A 16,080-nucleotide genomic window follows, 5' to 3' on the forward strand; every position below is an offset into this window, starting at 1 on the left:
GTTCAGACTCTACTCAGGGCGTGGCGACGAAGTTAAGCGTGTTCTTGAGCGTTGCCCAATGTGCCGCTTCGGCAGGCCCCAGGGGCTGGGTCTTGACGTAGCTCAGGGCAATCAAGCGGCGTGTGCCGGGTATCTGCATCGCCAGCTGATATTGGTAAATATTGTCACTGCCTTTGTTGAAACGGTTCTGCACCTCAAAGGCGTCGATGTCCTGCGCTGGCCCCACCTTGACGGCTTGCGCCGGCGAATAACGAAGGTCTTTGACTTGCTGCTCAAGTTTTTTAAGCTGGCCCTCGAAGTTGCTGTGTAAGGTCTCGCCATCTGCCAACGGGCTGCGGCTGACCACCAGCGTGGTGCCCAGCTTGGCGAACTTGAGAATGTTGATCGAGGTGTCCTGCACCTCTGCATCGGGCAGGGTGAATTGGGCTTCGTTGATCAGGTAATTCATGGTGGAGAAATCTCGTTATTGACCAGCGCCGGGCTTGCCAGGGAATTTTGATTCGACGGCGGACTTGATCGTGCTTTGCACGCCTTGGGCACCGGGCACCGTGCCCTTGTCACTGCCCACGTTGATATCCAGTTTGCCCTTCGTCTGGATTTTGCTGCTGCCGGTGGAAAACAGGTTGAACGAGCCACAGGTCAGGTTGATGTCTCCACCGGCCTTGAGCTCAATCACACTGGCGCCGCACACCAGGCGAATACTGTCGCCCGCCTCGATGGTGTAGGTCGTGGCGGCACTGTCAGACTTGGCACCGCCCACAATCACGGTGTCGTTGTTGCGCACAACCCGCAGGCGGTTACTGCCAATCGTCACCGTCTCGTTATGCCCAATACTCTTGTTCCGGTCATGCCCCACCGAATGACTTTCATCCACCTCAACCACGATGTCCTGGTTACGCTCGGCATGGATGTACAACTGCTCCAACCCCTTCTTGTCCTCCATGCGGATTTCATTGAAGTTGGCCGGCGTGCCGCCTTTGCTGGAGCGGCTCTTCATCCCGCTTTGGGTGGCGTTTTCCGGCAAATCGTAAGGCACGGTCTGCTCGGCGTTGTACACGCGGCCAGTGATGATCGGCCGGTCCGGATCACCTTCCAGGAAGCTCACAATCACTTCCTGGCCAATCCGTGGAATCTGCATAGAGCCCCAGTTTTTCCCGGCCCATGACTGCGATACACGAATCCAGCACGAGCTGTTTTCGTTGGACTGGTCGTGACGGTCCCAATAGAAATGCACCTTGACCCGGCCATATTGGTCGGTCCAGATTTCTTCGCCTTTGGGGCCCACCACCAGCGCCGTCTGCGGGCCTTTGACGATGGGCCGGTAGGTGTTGGCCAGCGGGCGGAAACTCTGTTGCGCGTCGATGCAGGTCAGGGTGCTTTCGAACTGGGCCGAGGCTGCGCCACCGCCGCTTTCGAGGCTTTCCTGGGAGATGTAGTAGCGGGCGCCGACGATCAGGTATTCGCGGTTCTGGTCGCGGCGGCTGAAGCCGGTGAGGCTGAACAGGTGGCCGGAACCCAGGCCCCGTGCGTTGCCGCTGAACTCCACTTGTTCGTGCAGGGTTTGCAGGGCTTCGATGCGGGTGCGTGCGTAGTGTTCGCCGTCTTCGCTTTTGACGTAGGTGCCGGGGTAGTCGTACAGCGGGTAATCGCCGGCGGTGTGCGGGCGCGGCATGGCCGAGCGTACGTCGATGCTGGCGCTGGGGCGCTGGAAGTCGTAGTCGTTGAGCTCAAGGGAGCCGGGCTGCACTTCCTGCGCCAAGTGCCAGTTGTGCATATGGTCGCGTTCGCGCTGCTGCTCGTCCTTGGGGTAGTAAGGCACCGAGGCATAGCCGGGCACGTTGGCGTGGGCACCGTAGGCATCGGCCAACACCAGCACGTGGCGGTCCTGCTCGTGGCGGAAGAAGTAGTAGATGCCTTCCTGTTCCATCAAGCGGCTGACGAAATCGAAGCTGGTCTCGCGGTACTGCACGCAGTATTCCCACTCGCGGTACGGCCGGCTCAAGGCGTCTTCGAAGTCGGAAAAACCCAGGTCGCGGAACACCTGCTTGATGATCTGCGGGATGCTCAGGTTCTGGAAAATCCGGCAGTCGGAGGTGCGGCTCAGCAGCCACAACCATGGGCGCAGGGTCACCTGGTAACTGGCGAACTGGCCCTGGTCGATGTTCTGGCTGCAGCGGGCGACGATGCCGTGGAAGTGCCGCTCGCCACCGTCCGCCAGTTGCAGGTTCAGGCTCATCGGCTTGCCCAGCAACTGGTTGAGGTCGATGTTGGCGTCCAGCGAGGTCAACTGCAGTTCAAAATTGAACAGCCGACCCAACTCTTCACCGCCGCCCATTTCATTGAGCAGCAGCACGTCCGGCCCCAGGGGACTGGTGATCTTGGCCAGGCGTGACGATTGGTTGAATAACATCGGTTAACCCGTAAATTGCGTAATAACTGTAGGAACCGGCTCCAACTGTGGGAGCGGGCTTGCTCGCGAACGCGGTGAATCAGTCACCGGATGCCTCAACTGATACACCGCTTTCGCGAGCAAGCCCGCTCCCACAGTTTTGATCGCATTCCGTCAGGTCAATCCGCGTCGTTGAAGTCGTAGTGCAATTCGTTATCCCGCGTGCTGATCCGCACCCCCGCCAGCGCCTTGCCTTCGAGCATGCGGGTGAGGAATTCGCGGCTCATGTCCGGCAGCAGGCTGTTGGTCAGGATGGTGTCGATCATCCGCCCGCCGCTTTCGGTTTCGGTGCAGCGGGACACGATCAGGTCGACGACTTCGTCGTCGTAATCGAAGGCGACTTTGTGGGTGTTCTCCACGCGCTTCTTGATGCGGTTGAGTTGCAGGCGGGTGATCGCTTTCAGCATCTCGTCGCTCAGCGGGTAGTACGGAATGGTCACCAGGCGGCCGAGCAGCGCCGGCGGGAAAATCTCCAGCAACGGCTGGCGCAGGGCCTTGGCGATTTCCTCGGGCTCTGGGATGTTCGCCGGGTCTTTGCAGACCCGGGAAATCAGCTCGGTACCGGCGTTGGTGGTCAGCAGGATCAAGGTGTTCTTGAAGTCGATCACCCGGCCTTCGCCGTCTTCCATTACGCCCTTGTCGAATACCTGGAAGAAGATCTCGTGCACGTCCGGGTGGGCTTTTTCCACCTCGTCCAGCAGCACCACGCTGTAGGGTTTGCGCCGCACGGCTTCGGTCAGCACCCCGCCTTCGCCATAGCCGATGTAGCCCGGTGGCGCGCCCTTGAGGGTCGACACGGTGTGGGCTTCCTGGAACTCGCTCATGTTGATGGTGATGACGTTCTGCTCACCGCCGTACATGGCTTCGGCCAGGGCCAGGGCGGTTTCGGTCTTGCCCACGCCGGAGGTGCCGGCGAGCATGAACACGCCAATCGGCTTGCTTGGGTTGTCGAGGCCGGCGCGGGAGGTCTGGATGCGCTTGGCGATCATCTGCAAGGCGTGGTCCTGGCCGATGATGCGCTTCTTCAGGTGCTGGTCGAGGTTGAGCACCGTCTCCAGTTCGTTGCGGGCCATGCGGCCCACGGGAATGCCGGTCCAGTCGGCGACCACCGAGGCCACGGCCTGGTAATCCACGGTCGGCAGGATCAGCGGGGTTTCGCCTTGCAGGGTGGAGAGGCGCTGTTGCAGATCGACCAGTTGCGCACGCAGCTCGTCGCTCTCGTTATTACCCGCATCACTGTCAACCACACCGGCTTTTTCACGCAACGTCGCACGGGTGGCGAGCAACTCATCCACCAGGGTTTTCTCTTCGGCCCAGCGGGTTTCCAGGGTGGCCAGGCGCTCGCGTTCGGCACCCAGCAGCGCTTCGCTGTTGGTCTGGCGCGCACCGATGGCGATGCCGATCGCATGCTCGCGGGCGATGATTTGCAGCTCGGTTTCCAGTGCCTCGATTCGACGGCGGCTGTCGTCGACTTCCGCCGGCACCGCGTGCAGGCTGATGGCGACGCGGGCGCAGGCGGTGTCCAGCAGGCTCACGGATTTGTCCGGCAATTGACGCGCCGGAATGTAGCGGTGGGACAGCTTCACTGACGCTTCCAAGGCTTCATCGAGGATCTGCACCTGATGGTGTTTCTCCATGGTCGAGGCCACGCCGCGCATCATCAGCAGCGCCTTGTCTTCCGACGGCTCGGCCACTTGTACCACCTGGAAGCGGCGGGTCAGGGCCGGGTCTTTTTCGATGTGCTTCTTGTACTCGGCCCATGTGGTGGCGGCCACGGTACGCAAGGTGCCACGGGCGAGGGCGGGTTTAAGCAGGTTGGCCGCGTCACCGGTCCCGGCGGCGCCACCGGCACCTACCAGGGTGTGGGCTTCGTCGATAAACAGGATGATCGGTTTCGGCGAGGCCTGCACGTCTTCGATGACCTGGCGCAGGCGCTGTTCGAACTCGCCTTTCATGCTGGCGCCGGCTTGCAGCAGGCCCACATCCAGGCTGCGCAGTTCCACATCTTTCAGCGCTGGCGGTACGTCGCCGGCGACGATGCGCAGGGCGAAGCCTTCGACCACGGCGGTCTTGCCGACGCCGGCTTCACCGGTAAGGATCGGGTTGTTCTGGCGGCGACGCATTAGGATGTCCACCAGTTGGCGGATCTCTTCGTCACGCCCGACGATCGGGTCGAGCTTGCCGCTACGGGCTTGTTCGGTCAGGTCGACGGTGAAGCGCTTGAGGGCTTCCTGCTTGCCCATCGCGCTCGGGGCCATGGCGCCGCTGGCTTCGCCGGGTACGGCGCCGGCATTGAAACCGTCGCTGGCACTCAGTGCATTTTCGGGCGAGTCGCCGACGTACTCGTCAAAGCGTTCGCTCAGGGCTTCGGCCTTGATCTTGTCGAACTCTCCAGACAACCCCAGCAGCGCATGGCGCAGGCTTGGCGTCTTGAGGATCCCCAGCACCAGGTAGCCGGTGCGCACCTGGGTTTCGCCAAACATCAGGCTGCCGTAGACCCAGCCACGCTCGACCGCTTCTTCCACATGGGACGACAGGTCGGTGATCGACGTCGAACCACGGGGCAGGCGGTCCAGGGCTTCGGTCAGGTCACGGGCCAGGCGCGCCGGCTCGACGTTGAACTGCCGGATGATGCGGTGCAGGTCTGAGTCCTGCAGTTGCAGCAACTGGTGAAACCAGTGGGCCAGTTCCACATACGGGTTGCCCCGCAGCTTGCAGAACACGGTGGCGGCTTCGATGGCCTTGTAGGCCACGCTGTTGAGTTTGCCGAACAGTGCGGCGCGACTGATTTCACCCATGCTCTGGATTCCTTGAGGTGTTGGCGTGTTTGGCGTAATGCCGGGCCAGGATTAGGTCGTTGGCGTCATGCTCGGGTTGGCCGAGCCAGGTGTTGAAACCGAGGCGGAACTGGCCGTTGAGTTGCAGGGCCGGCACTTGCGGTTGTTGCAGGATCAGGTTCAGGTCCCAGTCCAGTTCATGGCCCAGGTACTCCGCGACCCACGCCACCAGCTCGTTGAACGGCTGGCTGCCAGGCAGCATGCCCATGTAGTCATCGAGCTTCAGGGGGCCGAGGCGGATACGGAATTTGTGCTGGCGGTCCCACACGTGGCTGCCCAGGCAAAAGTCCACGCCCAGCTGGTTGGCGCTGACACTCACGCGGCTGCGCTCGGGCAGTTCCAGCCATTGGCCGACGTATTCTTCGATCTCCACCGGCAGGCCGAAGTACTCGCCGAGAATCGCTTTCAGGCCATCCGGGTAGCGGGTTTGCGCCGACAGGTGGCCGCTGTAATGCAGCTTCGCCGTGTCGGGGATCAGGCCTTGGTTGAGCAGGCTCGGTGTACCGCGACCACTCAGTGCCGCGAGGCGCGCCGACCAGTAGTCATCGTCCGGACGGTCATGGCTGACGGTCGGCCGTGCCTCGGCCCATGCGCGATAAAACAGGGTCAGCAGGCGGTGGTGGAACACATCCAGGAAGCGCTTGCTGGTGCTGTCGGCGTTGTTGCGCTGGCGCTCACGCACGTACTCGGTGATGTGCAGCGGCAGCGGGCCGTTGGGGCCGCCGAGGCCGAAGAAGAACTGCTCCAGCCGTGCCGGCTGGCCTTCAGCCCCAGGTTCGACCGAGGCCAATGTGGCCGGTGCAAAGGTGCAATCGGCCTGCTGCCCGAGACGCAACGGGTCATCCGCCAGGCGCAGGGAATGTCCCAGGCGTGGCAGGTCCGGCGATTCGCACTCGATACGACGCAGCGCCTGGAAGAAGTCATATTCCCAGGGCTCCTGATGCATAGCATCCAGGGTACTCACAGGGTCGGACGGCGTCCGGGCTTGGCTTTCCATCGCATGATCTCGCCGCGCTCGGTGGTACGGATCACCGTCTCGGTAAAACTGTTGATCGACACATAGCGTGCCAGGAACCGTTCAAACACCGCACCGAGCAGGAACACGCCGGTGCCGCGGAACGCGTTTTCATCAAATTCCAGGGTGATTTCCAGGCCCCGGCCAAACACGATCGGGCCGGGCATCGGCAGGCGGCGGGTCACCGCTTTGCTGCTGACTTCCCGCAGGCCTTCGATCTGCAATTGCAGGGCGGCGTCGTTGCTGTCGCCATACAGGCGCAGCAGTTCGCGTAACGCGGCGGCGCCCTGGCCTTGCTCGCTCAGCGACAGGTAGTTCAACGACAACTGGCTGATCAGGCGCCAGGCCTTGGCGTCATGAGCATGGCTGGCGCGCGGGCGGCTTGGCCCGGCGACGCAACGCACAGCCAAGACCGGCGCACTGTCGGCCAGGGTGAAGTCGGTCTTGCCGTTGCCCACACTCATGAACAACGGCAAATCGCGGTTGGTGCACAGCGCAGTAACGCCCAGTTGGCGCAGGTCATGGCGGTACGGCGCTTGCTGGGTGTCCACCAGGCTGACGAAGGTTTCGCTGCCCACATAGGTGGAGCGCGGTCCGTTGCGGCGCTGGTCGCTGGACAACACGCGGGGTTCGCGGCGCACCGTGTAGTAAGCCTGGTCACGGCCATAGCGCGACGGATCGCGTACTGCGTAGAACGGCAAGAACGGTTGCTCGGGCCCGGTGCCGTGGCCCGTGATGCCGCTCAAGGAGTGAATCTCGAAATCCATCGGCCGCGTGCGGTCGGCGATCACATGGTGTTCGTTGACCCGCTCGGACAAGTGGATCCGGTCCACGCGCTTGGGAAACAGGTTGATTGCCGGGGTGCAGAACGGCACGAACTGCGCCTTGCCGACGCTGCCTTCCAGGCTTGGATCGTGGCGGTCGAACAGCACGATCAGTTCCAGCTCCTGGCCGTCACAGCGCTTGACGGCGCGGCTCAGCTCAGCGAATTCAACGAACAGAAAACGGTGGGGCAGGGCGAAGTATTCCTGAAGCAAGCGATAGCCCTGGAATGCTCGAGGCACCACCGGCATTGCCGCATCGGCGTCGTCGAAACCCCGGGAGCGCAAGGCATCCGGCGGCAGGCGTTCCACCCAATCACCGCCGGGCTTGCGCGCGAACACCGCACAGGCATTGCCCAGCAGTTGTTCGTAGAGGCGGAACGGTTGTTCGTCGGCACCGCTGAGGTACAGCGGCAAATTATCCAGGGCGAGGCTGTTGAACGGCAGCTCGGCGCCGGTACGCAAGGTCAGGCGCAGGCCGGCCTTGGCCTTGGGTTCGCTGGCGGCCAAACGCCCGAGCACCGTGGACGGGTTGCCGAAGTACTCGGCCTGGGCGACCTGCAACGGCCACAGTGTCACCGGGTGCGCGGTGCGGTACTCGCAGCAGGTCTGGGTTTCGCGGCCCAAGGCGGCCCGCAAAACGGTGTCGCGGGGCAGTGGAAAACCACTGGCCAGGGAGCCTTCATCGGGATCGGCCTGCAACTGCACCACGGTCATCGACGGGGTCGGCGCCAGGTAGTGCGGGTAGGCGATCTCCAGCAGGTTGTTGGTGAAGGTCGGGTACTCGGCGTCGAGTTTGAGCTGGACCCGGGCCGTGAGATACGCAAAGCCTTCGAGCAAACGCTCGACGTACGGGTCGGCGCAGTCCATGCCGGACAGGGTCAGCCGACTGGCGATCTTCGGGTATTCCTTGGCGAACTCGGCGGCGCTTTCGCGCACGTGGTGCAGTTCCTGGTTGTACAGCTCCAGCAGGCGCGGGTTCATGGGCGTCTCCGCTGGTCGGCGTTGACCACACGCACATGGCCGGATTCCAGGTCCAGGTCGGTTTGCAGCAACAGGCGCAATGGCACCGGCTGCGCCCACAGGTCGCCCTCGATCTCGAAACTCAGGGCGTTATGGTTCATCTCGCCATGGCCGACGCGCGCCTTGACCCGCAGGGTATGACGCAGGATACGCGGCTCGAAGGTGGCGATAGCTTGTCGAATCAAGGCTTCCAGGGCACTGACGTCGACACTGGAGACACTGTTGCCCGCCAGGGCAGGCAGCCCGTAATTGACCACCGACGTACCGGCCGGCGTGTGCAGCGTGGCATCGGCGTTGAGCAGTGAAGTGGTGTTGAGCAGCCACGTCAGGTCACGCAGCACCGAGGCTTTCAATTGGCTCAGGGACAGCACGCGTTTGTCGGCGCTTTCCTTGGGATTGGTCGGGTCATCGTCGGTCAACCGGTCCAGCAGGGACGGTTGCAGGCGATCGCGGGAAGCAATTTCAGTTACCACCAAAGCAGCTCCACGGACGGGTTGCGAGAGGAACAGGGGGCTTGCAGCCGCCACTTGGGGTGGCGGCTACAGGGGCAATCAGCGTTTGGTGTTGGAGCGAATGTTCCAGCCAAACTTGATCGCGCCGCCGTCTTTGGTGCCGTCGGCTTTCTGTGGCTGGTAGTCCACCATCACCTGGGCGAAGTTCAGGGTCACGTTTTCGGTGAGGCGATCATCGCTGCCCGAACCGCCGGTGCTCAGGGAGGTGACCAGCACTTCTTCCAGGTTGATGATCATGTACTCGACCTGGCTTTCACCGCCGGCCTTGCGCACGGTCAGCGTGACCTTGTCGATGTGCTTGCCGCTGGCGCAGTGCATCATCAGGTTAGGCGAGGCCTTGTCGACGTACTTGGTCAGCGACAGGTCCTGGATGTTCACCTTGCCCGCGCCGCCGCCACCGCCAACGTGCATGTTGCCGGACTGGGCCATGCCCCAGCTCCAGTTCAATACGTCGATTTCGTCCTTGTGGGCCTTGTCCATGGACTCGCCCTTGATGTCGCCGATCTTGATGAAAATATCAACAGCCATGTTTTCTCCCTGTGTGGACTCAGCCACGATATTTGGTTAACCCAAGGGCGGTGCTTTTCTGTGGGAGCCGGGCTTGCCCGCGATGGCATCACTGCGGTCTGACTGACAGACCGCGTCGCCTGCATCGCGGGCAAGCCCGGCTCCCACAAAAGCCCGATCCCGGCGGATCTTTATTACGCGCCTTTCGCCGAAGGCAGTTTCGATACCAGGCGCAGCGACACCGTCAGCCCTTCAAGCTGGTAGTGCGGGCGCAGGTAGAACCGGGAGTTGTAGTACCCCGGGTTGCCTTCAACGTCTTCCACGATCACTTCGGCAGCCGCCAATGGATGCTGGGCCTTGGTGGTTTCGGTGGAGTGCGCCGGGTCGCCGTCCACGTAGTTGAGGATCCAGTCCTGCAACCAGCGCTGCATCTCGTCCTTCTCTTTGAAGGAACCGATCTTGTCGCGCACGATGCACTTCAAGTAGTGAGCGAAACGGCAGGTGGCGAACAGGTACGGCAGGCGCGCGGCCAGGTTGGCGTTGGCGGTGGCGTCCGGGTCGTCGTATTCGGCCGGTTTCTGCAACGACTGGGCGCCGATGAAGGCGGCGAAGTCGGTATTTTTCTTGTGCAGCAGCGGCATGAAACCGTTCTTCGCCAGTTCCGCTTCACGGCGGTCGCTGATGGCGATTTCGGTCGGGCACTTCATGTCCACACCGCCGTCATCCGTCGGGAAGGTGTGGGCCGGCAGGTTCTCGACTTCACCGCCAGACTCCACGCCACGGATGCGCGAGCACCAGCCGAAGTGTTTGAACGAACGGTTGATGTTCACCGCCATCGCATAGGCCGCGTTGGCCCAGGTGTACTTGGAGCTGTCGGCACCGTCGGTGTTTTCTTCGAAGGCGAAGGCTTCCACCGGGTCGGTCTTGGCGCCGTACGGCAGGCGCGCGAGGAAGCGCGGCATGGTCAGGCCGATGTAGCGCGAATCTTCCGATTCACGCAGGGAGCGCCAGCCGGCGTATTCCGGGGTGGTGAAGATCTTGGTCAGGTCGCGCGGGTTCGACAGTTCCTGCCACGAGCCCATGCCCATCACAGTCGGCGAAGCCGCGGCAATGAACGGCGCGTGCATCGCGGCGCAGACTTTCGACAGCTCGCCCAGCAGCTCCACGTCGGGAGGCGACTGGTCGAAGTAGTAGTCGCCCACCAGGCAACCGTAAGGTTCGCCGCCGAACTGGCCGTATTCTTCTTCGTACATCTTCTTGAAGATCGGGCTCTGGTCCCACGCAGTGCCCTTGAATTTCTTCAGGGTCTTGTGCAGGTCCGGCTTGGAGATATTGAGCACGCGAATCTTCAGTTGCTCATCGCTCTCGGTGTTGTTCACCAGGTAGTGCAGGCCACGCCAGGCGCTTTCCAGTTGCTGGAAATCCTGGTGATGGATGATCTGGTTGACCTGGGCGGTGAGCTTGGCGTCGATGGCGGCGATGATCGATTCGATCGACTTGATCGCGTCGTTGGACACCAGGTCCGTCTGGGCCAGTGCCTGCTCGGCCAGGGTGCGCACGGCGGTTTCCACGGCTTCGCGAGCACGCTCGGTCTTGGGTTTGAATTCTTGCAGCAGCAGCGACGCGAACTCGCTGGTTTCTTCGGTAGCGCCCAGGTTCTGGGCGCCTTCGCGGGCGGTATTCTCGGTCATGATTACTGGTCCCCTGCCGGCTTCGGCGCGCTCGCAAGGGCCTGCAGCAATGCCGGGTCCTTGATCGCTTTCATGATGATTTCTTCAGCGCCGGTCTTGCCGTCCATGTAGGTCAGCAGGTTGGCCAGCTGCGTGCGGGCTTCGAGCAGCTTGTTCAGCGAGTCGACCTTGCGCGCCACAGCGGCGGGGCTGAAGTCGTCCATGCTTTCAAAGGTGATGTCCAGGCTCAGGTTGCCTTCGCCGGTCAGCTCATTGGGCACATGGAACGCGACGCGTGGCTGCATAGCCTTGAGGCGCGAGTCGAAGTTGTCGACGTCCACTTCAAGGAACTTGCGGTCGGCCACAGGCGCCAGAGGCTCGGCGGGCTTGCCGGCGAGATCGGCCATCACACCCATGACGAAGGGCAGCTGGACCTTTTTCTCGGCGCCGTAGAGCTCGACGTCGTACTCGATCTGCACCCGAGGCGCACGGTTGCGCGCGATGAATTTCTGAGAACTTTGCTTCGCCACGTTGCTGCTCCTGGTCGCTTGAGCGACGGTGTTGTAACTGCGCGATCCGTACGCTTATTCGCTGTCCGGCCCGCGCAGATTTTCAAATTGGGACATGCCGTCGGGAATCAGGTTGCGCACGATGGCCGCAAAGTCGGCGTGCACCAGATTCTTCGCTCGGTTCAACAGCACCGGCAGCGGGCTCGAAGGCTCGTGGCGGGTGTAGTACGCAAGTATTTTGTCGAGGCTGCGCAGCACTTCATCGCGGCTCGCGATGTCGCCGGTCGGGCGTGCTGCAACGGGCGCGGCGGCGTATTCAACCGAGGGGGCATTGTCGTCACTGACAACCTCGGGCTCGCTGGCGGCGCCGCTGTGTGGGGCATATTGGTTGAGTATCTGCACGGCCTGCTTGAGCAGTTGCTTCAAGGGGCCGAGGTCCACGCCCTGGGCGGAACCGACCTGGTCGCTGACGTATTGTTCGATGGCATCACAGGCGGCGCGGGCGGCGTTCAGCGCGTCGCGGGTGGCTTGCAGTTGCTCGGCATCGCTGTCGAGGAACGCGCCGTTGAGCTGTTCGGCGCCGAGGCTTTCGCCGGGGAAACTCTGCAGCCCGCTGGCATTCAGCGCGGCGCGCAGGCTGACGGGGCCGAAGGTGCGCGAACGGGTAAGAATGGCTTCGCGCAGCAGGCGGATGTTCGCGTCGCTGGTCACGCCGCTGAGGGCGTTGATGCGCACGGTGGGGTCGTTGTCGTCATCGGCATCCAGGCGCGGATGCAGGTCGGCCCAGTATTCGCGCAGCAGCGCGTTGATCAGCGTGAGCGCGTCGGCAAGCCCCGCGATGCCCTGGAGGGCGAGGGCGCTTTGCAACAGGAAATGGGTGATGCGCAGGTCTTTGCTGCGTTGCAGGAGGTCGAGGCTTTGCTGCTGGATGCTGCGCCATTCCGGAGGTTCGGCGGGCAGGATCGAGTCGCCCATGCTGCGCTCGGGTTGACCCTGTGCGGCACGCTCAAGATGCAAATAATCGGCGTCATATTCCAAGTCTTCGCCACAAGGCGAAGTCGCGGAAACGGCGGCGAGCAGCAGAGGCACATCCACTAAATTCGATCTCCCTATCAGCCCGTTAGATGACGGACAACTCATGCATTAGTTGCGCGAGGAACTTTGCATGTTTTCTTGGTCATATTTAGCGCTTTGACATCATGCTGATTTCAAAGTGCCATCATTGGTGTTCAAGAAGTTGTGCATTTTTGGTGTAGTACTTATGCCTTGTCAAGGTAAGCTATTCGCCCTCTATGACAGATGTGCGGTGCTTAACATCCTGCGCGACCGATCAGTCGAAGCAGGTGCCGAGGCAGGATTTTTGTCATACAGGCCGGTTAAGATCAGCTATTACGCGGGTTGAAGCAGGCTTTCAAGGTGTTGAAAGGATCTGTCGTGGATCCCTCGGGAGCATTTCTCCCAGGGAACGGCCGCGCGCGAAGTATCAGCAAGGAGGCATGATGTCGCTGTGTTTGACTATCACTAGTTATCACAAGATTACCCCTGGCCAGTGCCCTGAAAAGTCCATGGATCAGGGAGCGATGGCTATTGGCCGCGGTTCCGAAAATGACTGGATACTGCCTGACCCGGAGCGCCTGGTTTCCACGCAGCATTGCGTTATTCAATACAAAGATGGTCGTTATTATTTAACCGATAACAGCACTAACGGTGTTGAGCTAGTCAACGCCGGCATCCGTTTGCGCCGGGGAAACAGCGAGCCATTGCAAGACGGTGAGCTGATCCGCATCGGTGATTACGAAATCCAGGCGCGTATCGATTTCAACCTGAAAGTGACAGATACCCCGTCTTTCACCGGTGACACCTCCAACAGCTTCGAAGCCCTGATGGGCGCCGCCGTGAGCACCCCGACGCCGCACCCGGTCATCGCGCCGCAGTTCCAGGGCGCCTCGTCGATGGACACCCTGCCGGACCTGTTCGACTTCCTCGCGCCCAACAGCGTGCCGCCGGCCACCGTGCACGATCACGTACCGGCCGAGCAACACGACTTCCGTCCGCCGACACCGCTGCCCGTGGCTGAACCACCTGCGCCGGTGGTCTCGGGCTCAATCATTCCCGACGACTGGGATTTGTTTGGCGATGCCCCGGCACCCCAGCCTGTTGCGCCGCCGCCACTACCTCCTCCAACACCGATTATCGAGCCTCCCAAGGTTGAGCAGCCGCTCCCTGTGGCCGACGCCAACCAACCCGATTTGCTGCAAGCCTTCCTGCGCGGTGCCGGCCTCGATCAGTTGCGGCTGGACAAGGCCCAAGTCGAAGCCCAGATGGAAAGCATCGGCCGCAGCTACCGGCTGATGGTCGAAGGCCTGATCGACGTATTGCGTGCCCGCAGCAGCCTCAAGGGTGAGTTCCGCATGCAGCAGACGGTGATTCAGCCGGTGGAAAACAACCCGTTGAAATTCGCCCCCAACGCCGATGAAGCGTTACTGCTGCTCCTACGTCACAGCAACCAGGCGTTTATGGCGCCGGACGTGGCGGTTCGCGACAGTTTCGACGATCTGCGCGCACACCAATTGGCGGTAATGGCCGGGGTCGAAGCCGCCATCAAGCACCTGCTGACGCGCTTTGAACCGGCGCAGCTCGAAGAGCGCATGGGCAAGCCCGGCGGGCTGTCGAGCATTTTCAACGGTTCGCGCCAGGCCCAGTACTGGCAGCAGTTCACCGAGCTCTACAGCAATATTTCCCGCGAGGCCCAGGAAGATTTCCAGGACTTGTTCGGGCGTGAATTCAGCCGTGCCTACGAAGAGCACAGCAGCCGACAGCGTCACTAACAACGCAGTACATGGAACAACGGATAGCTAAGTACGTCATTGAGGACGCAGGATGATTCCCAGGTTTTTACTCGCAGCCGCCACCGCGCTTCTGCTGACGGCGTGTGCCAAGGATGCGGCCAAGCCCGAAGCCCCCGAGGCTGAGGCAGACACCGCCGCCGTCGAGCTGCATTTCCACGCCATCACCGGGCTCAACCCCGGCGCCAATGGCCAGGCAGCCCCGGTACGGGTGCGGATTTTCGAACTGAAAAACGCCGCCACCTTCAGCCGTTCCGACTACTTCGCCTTGGCCGATCGCGCCCAGTCGACCCTCGGCCTCGACCTGCTCGACCAGGACGAAGTGGTGATCCAGCCCGGCCAGCAATTGAGCATTCAGCGCGACCTCGACCCGTCCACCCGCCAGATCGGCCTGCTGGTGGGCTATCGCGAACTGGACCGCGCCGTGTGGCGCACCGTGCTTAACGTGCCGGCGCGCCAATACACCGAATACCAGATCAGCCTCGATGTGCATGCGGTGCGTGCCGACGTCGTGGTTCCCCCATCCAGCCCTGCCCAATAAGAATCGGAGCCCCCATGTCCTGGAACAATCGCGTGGTCTGGTCGGAAGGCATGTTCATCGGAACGCAGCACTTCCAGCAGCATGACCGTTACCTGGAAAACCTGATCGATGCGCGCAGCCGTCCGTTGTCGGCAGGGGCCTGGGGCTTCTCCGAATTGTTGATCGACCAGGGCCTGTTGGCCCAGGGCAAGCTGGCGATTGTCTCGGCACGCGGTTTGTTGCCCGACGGTACGCCGTTCAATATCCCCCAGGACGACCTGGCGCCGAGCCCGTTGAACATCGACGACCACCTGCGCGATGGCCTGGTCTACCTGGCGCTGCCCCTCAAGCGTGCCGGCGCCCGCGACACCGTCGACGAAGGCGAAGCCCTGGAAGCGGCGCGCTACGTCAGCCAGGTGCGCGAAGTGCGCGACGACAACGCCCCCTTTGAAAACCGTGCGCCGGTGGCGGTCGGTTCCCGTGCCCTGCGGCTGTTGACTGCCCAGGATGGCATCAGCGATTACGCAGCCATCGGCCTGGTGCGCATCAAGGAAAAACGCGCCGACCGCGCCCTGGTGCTGGACGACAGCTACATCCCGCCGGTACTCGACGTGGCTGCCAGCAAACCGCTGACCGCGTTTCGCAGCGAACTGCTGGGCCTGCTGCACCAGCGCGGCGAAGCGTTGGCCGGGCGCGTAGTGGCTTCGGGCGCCGGTGGCGCTTCGGAAATTGCCGACTTCATGCTGTTGCAACTGGTCAACCGTGCCCAGCCGCTGATCCAGCACCTGAGCCAGTTGAGCCCGCTGCACCCAGAGCGTTTCTTCAGTGAACTGGTGAGCCTGGCCGGCGAGTTCTCGACCTTCTCCACCACTGGCCGTCGCCCCCAGGAATACCCGCAATACCAGCATGACGACCTGGCCCTGAGCTTCACCCCGGTGATGCAGGCGCTGCGCGAAGCACTGTCGATGCTGATCGACAGCAAGGCCACGCCGATCCCGATTGTCGAGAAAGCCTACGGCGTGCACGTGGCGATGCTGGCCGACAAAACCTTGATCGACAGCGCCAGTTTCATCCTGGTGGTGCGCGCCGATGTGCCGGGCGAAACCCTGCGCGCGCGCTTCGGCCAGCAAAGCAAAGTCGGCTCGGTGGAACACATTCGCGACCTGGTCAACCTGCAACTGCCGGGCATCGGCCTGCTGCCGCTGCCGGTGGCGCCACGGCAGATTCCGTACCACGCAGGCAGCACCTATTACGAGCTGGACCGGGGCAGCGAGCACTGGCAGCAACTGAGTAATTCCGGCGGCTTTGCGTTCCACATCGCCGGCCAGTTCCCGGGGTTGAACCTGGCTTTCTGGGCGATCCGAGGATAAT

General features: G+C 62.2%; 13 protein-coding genes. 3 read left to right on the top strand and 10 right to left on the bottom strand.

The features are described from left to right. Positions 1-13: 13 nt before the first annotated feature. The 10 genes from SNL23_RS05405 to tssA form a co-directional block, all read right to left on the bottom strand. Positions 14-448 carry a DcrB-related protein gene (locus SNL23_RS05405; RefSeq protein WP_076013181.1) on the bottom strand — a complete coding sequence of 145 codons (435 nt, stop codon included), beginning with the start codon at positions 446-448 and terminating at the stop codon, positions 14-16. Positions 449-463: 15 nt separating this feature from the next. Further along, positions 464-2,410 carry a type VI secretion system Vgr family protein gene (locus tag SNL23_RS05410; RefSeq protein ID WP_076013180.1) on the bottom strand — a complete coding sequence of 649 codons (1,947 nt, stop codon included), beginning with the start codon at positions 2,408-2,410 and terminating at the stop codon, positions 464-466. 158 nt (positions 2,411-2,568) lie between these two features. Next, positions 2,569-5,247 (bottom strand): type VI secretion system ATPase TssH, encoded by a 2,679-nt coding sequence (gene tssH / locus SNL23_RS05415; RefSeq protein ID WP_318301799.1) that lies wholly within the window; start codon positions 5,245-5,247, stop codon positions 2,569-2,571. Next, entirely contained in the window at positions 5,240-6,283 is a 1,044-nt protein-coding gene (tssG, locus tag SNL23_RS05420) for a type VI secretion system baseplate subunit TssG (RefSeq protein ID WP_318301800.1), read from the bottom strand. Before tssG ends, tssH begins: the two co-directional genes overlap by 8 nt. Next, on the bottom strand, positions 6,247-8,106 hold the full coding sequence (tssF, locus tag SNL23_RS05425; RefSeq protein ID WP_318301801.1) for a type VI secretion system baseplate subunit TssF: 1,860 nt from the start codon (positions 8,104-8,106) through the stop codon (positions 6,247-6,249). The genes tssG and tssF overlap by 37 nt, the downstream gene beginning before the upstream one ends. Then, positions 8,103-8,618, bottom strand: a complete 516-nt coding sequence (tssE, locus tag SNL23_RS05430; RefSeq protein ID WP_063034108.1) for a type VI secretion system baseplate subunit TssE — start codon at positions 8,616-8,618, stop codon at positions 8,103-8,105. The genes tssF and tssE overlap by 4 nt, the downstream gene beginning before the upstream one ends. Before the next feature lie 78 nt (positions 8,619-8,696). Further along, positions 8,697-9,185 (bottom strand): Hcp family type VI secretion system effector, encoded by a 489-nt coding sequence (locus SNL23_RS05435; RefSeq protein WP_003213345.1) that lies wholly within the window; start codon positions 9,183-9,185, stop codon positions 8,697-8,699. 173 nt (positions 9,186-9,358) lie between these two features. Beyond that, complete coding sequence (tssC, locus tag SNL23_RS05440) at positions 9,359-10,855, bottom strand: type VI secretion system contractile sheath large subunit (RefSeq protein ID WP_017476732.1); 1,497 nt, start codon at positions 10,853-10,855, stop codon at positions 9,359-9,361. A gap of 2 nt (positions 10,856-10,857) precedes the next feature. Beyond that, positions 10,858-11,364: a type VI secretion system contractile sheath small subunit gene (gene tssB / locus SNL23_RS05445; protein ID WP_010168268.1), complete on the bottom strand. Its 507-nt coding sequence runs from the start codon at positions 11,362-11,364 to the stop codon at positions 10,858-10,860. A gap of 54 nt (positions 11,365-11,418) precedes the next feature. After that, positions 11,419-12,438, bottom strand: coding sequence for a type VI secretion system protein TssA (gene tssA, locus SNL23_RS05450; protein ID WP_076013176.1), 1,020 nt, complete (start codon positions 12,436-12,438; stop codon positions 11,419-11,421). Positions 12,439-12,842: 404 nt separating this feature from the next. Between tssA and tagH the strand changes: the two genes are divergently transcribed. Genes tagH through tssK form a run of 3 tightly spaced genes read left to right on the top strand, consistent with a single transcriptional unit; the run spans position 12,843 to position 16,079 of the window. Beyond that, positions 12,843-14,171: a type VI secretion system-associated FHA domain protein TagH gene (tagH, locus tag SNL23_RS05455; RefSeq protein WP_318301802.1), complete on the top strand. Its 1,329-nt coding sequence runs from the start codon at positions 12,843-12,845 to the stop codon at positions 14,169-14,171. Positions 14,172-14,223: 52 nt separating this feature from the next. Next, positions 14,224-14,730 (top strand): type VI secretion system lipoprotein TssJ, encoded by a 507-nt coding sequence (gene tssJ / locus SNL23_RS05460; RefSeq protein WP_076013174.1) that lies wholly within the window; start codon positions 14,224-14,226, stop codon positions 14,728-14,730. Positions 14,731-14,744: 14 nt separating this feature from the next. Next, positions 14,745-16,079: a type VI secretion system baseplate subunit TssK gene (tssK, locus tag SNL23_RS05465; protein WP_076013173.1), complete on the top strand. Its 1,335-nt coding sequence runs from the start codon at positions 14,745-14,747 to the stop codon at positions 16,077-16,079. Position 16,080 lies beyond the last annotated feature (1 nt).

It is taken from the genome of Pseudomonas sp. SED1 (assembly GCF_034044025.1).
Lineage (GTDB): Bacteria > Pseudomonadota > Gammaproteobacteria > Pseudomonadales > Pseudomonadaceae > Aquipseudomonas.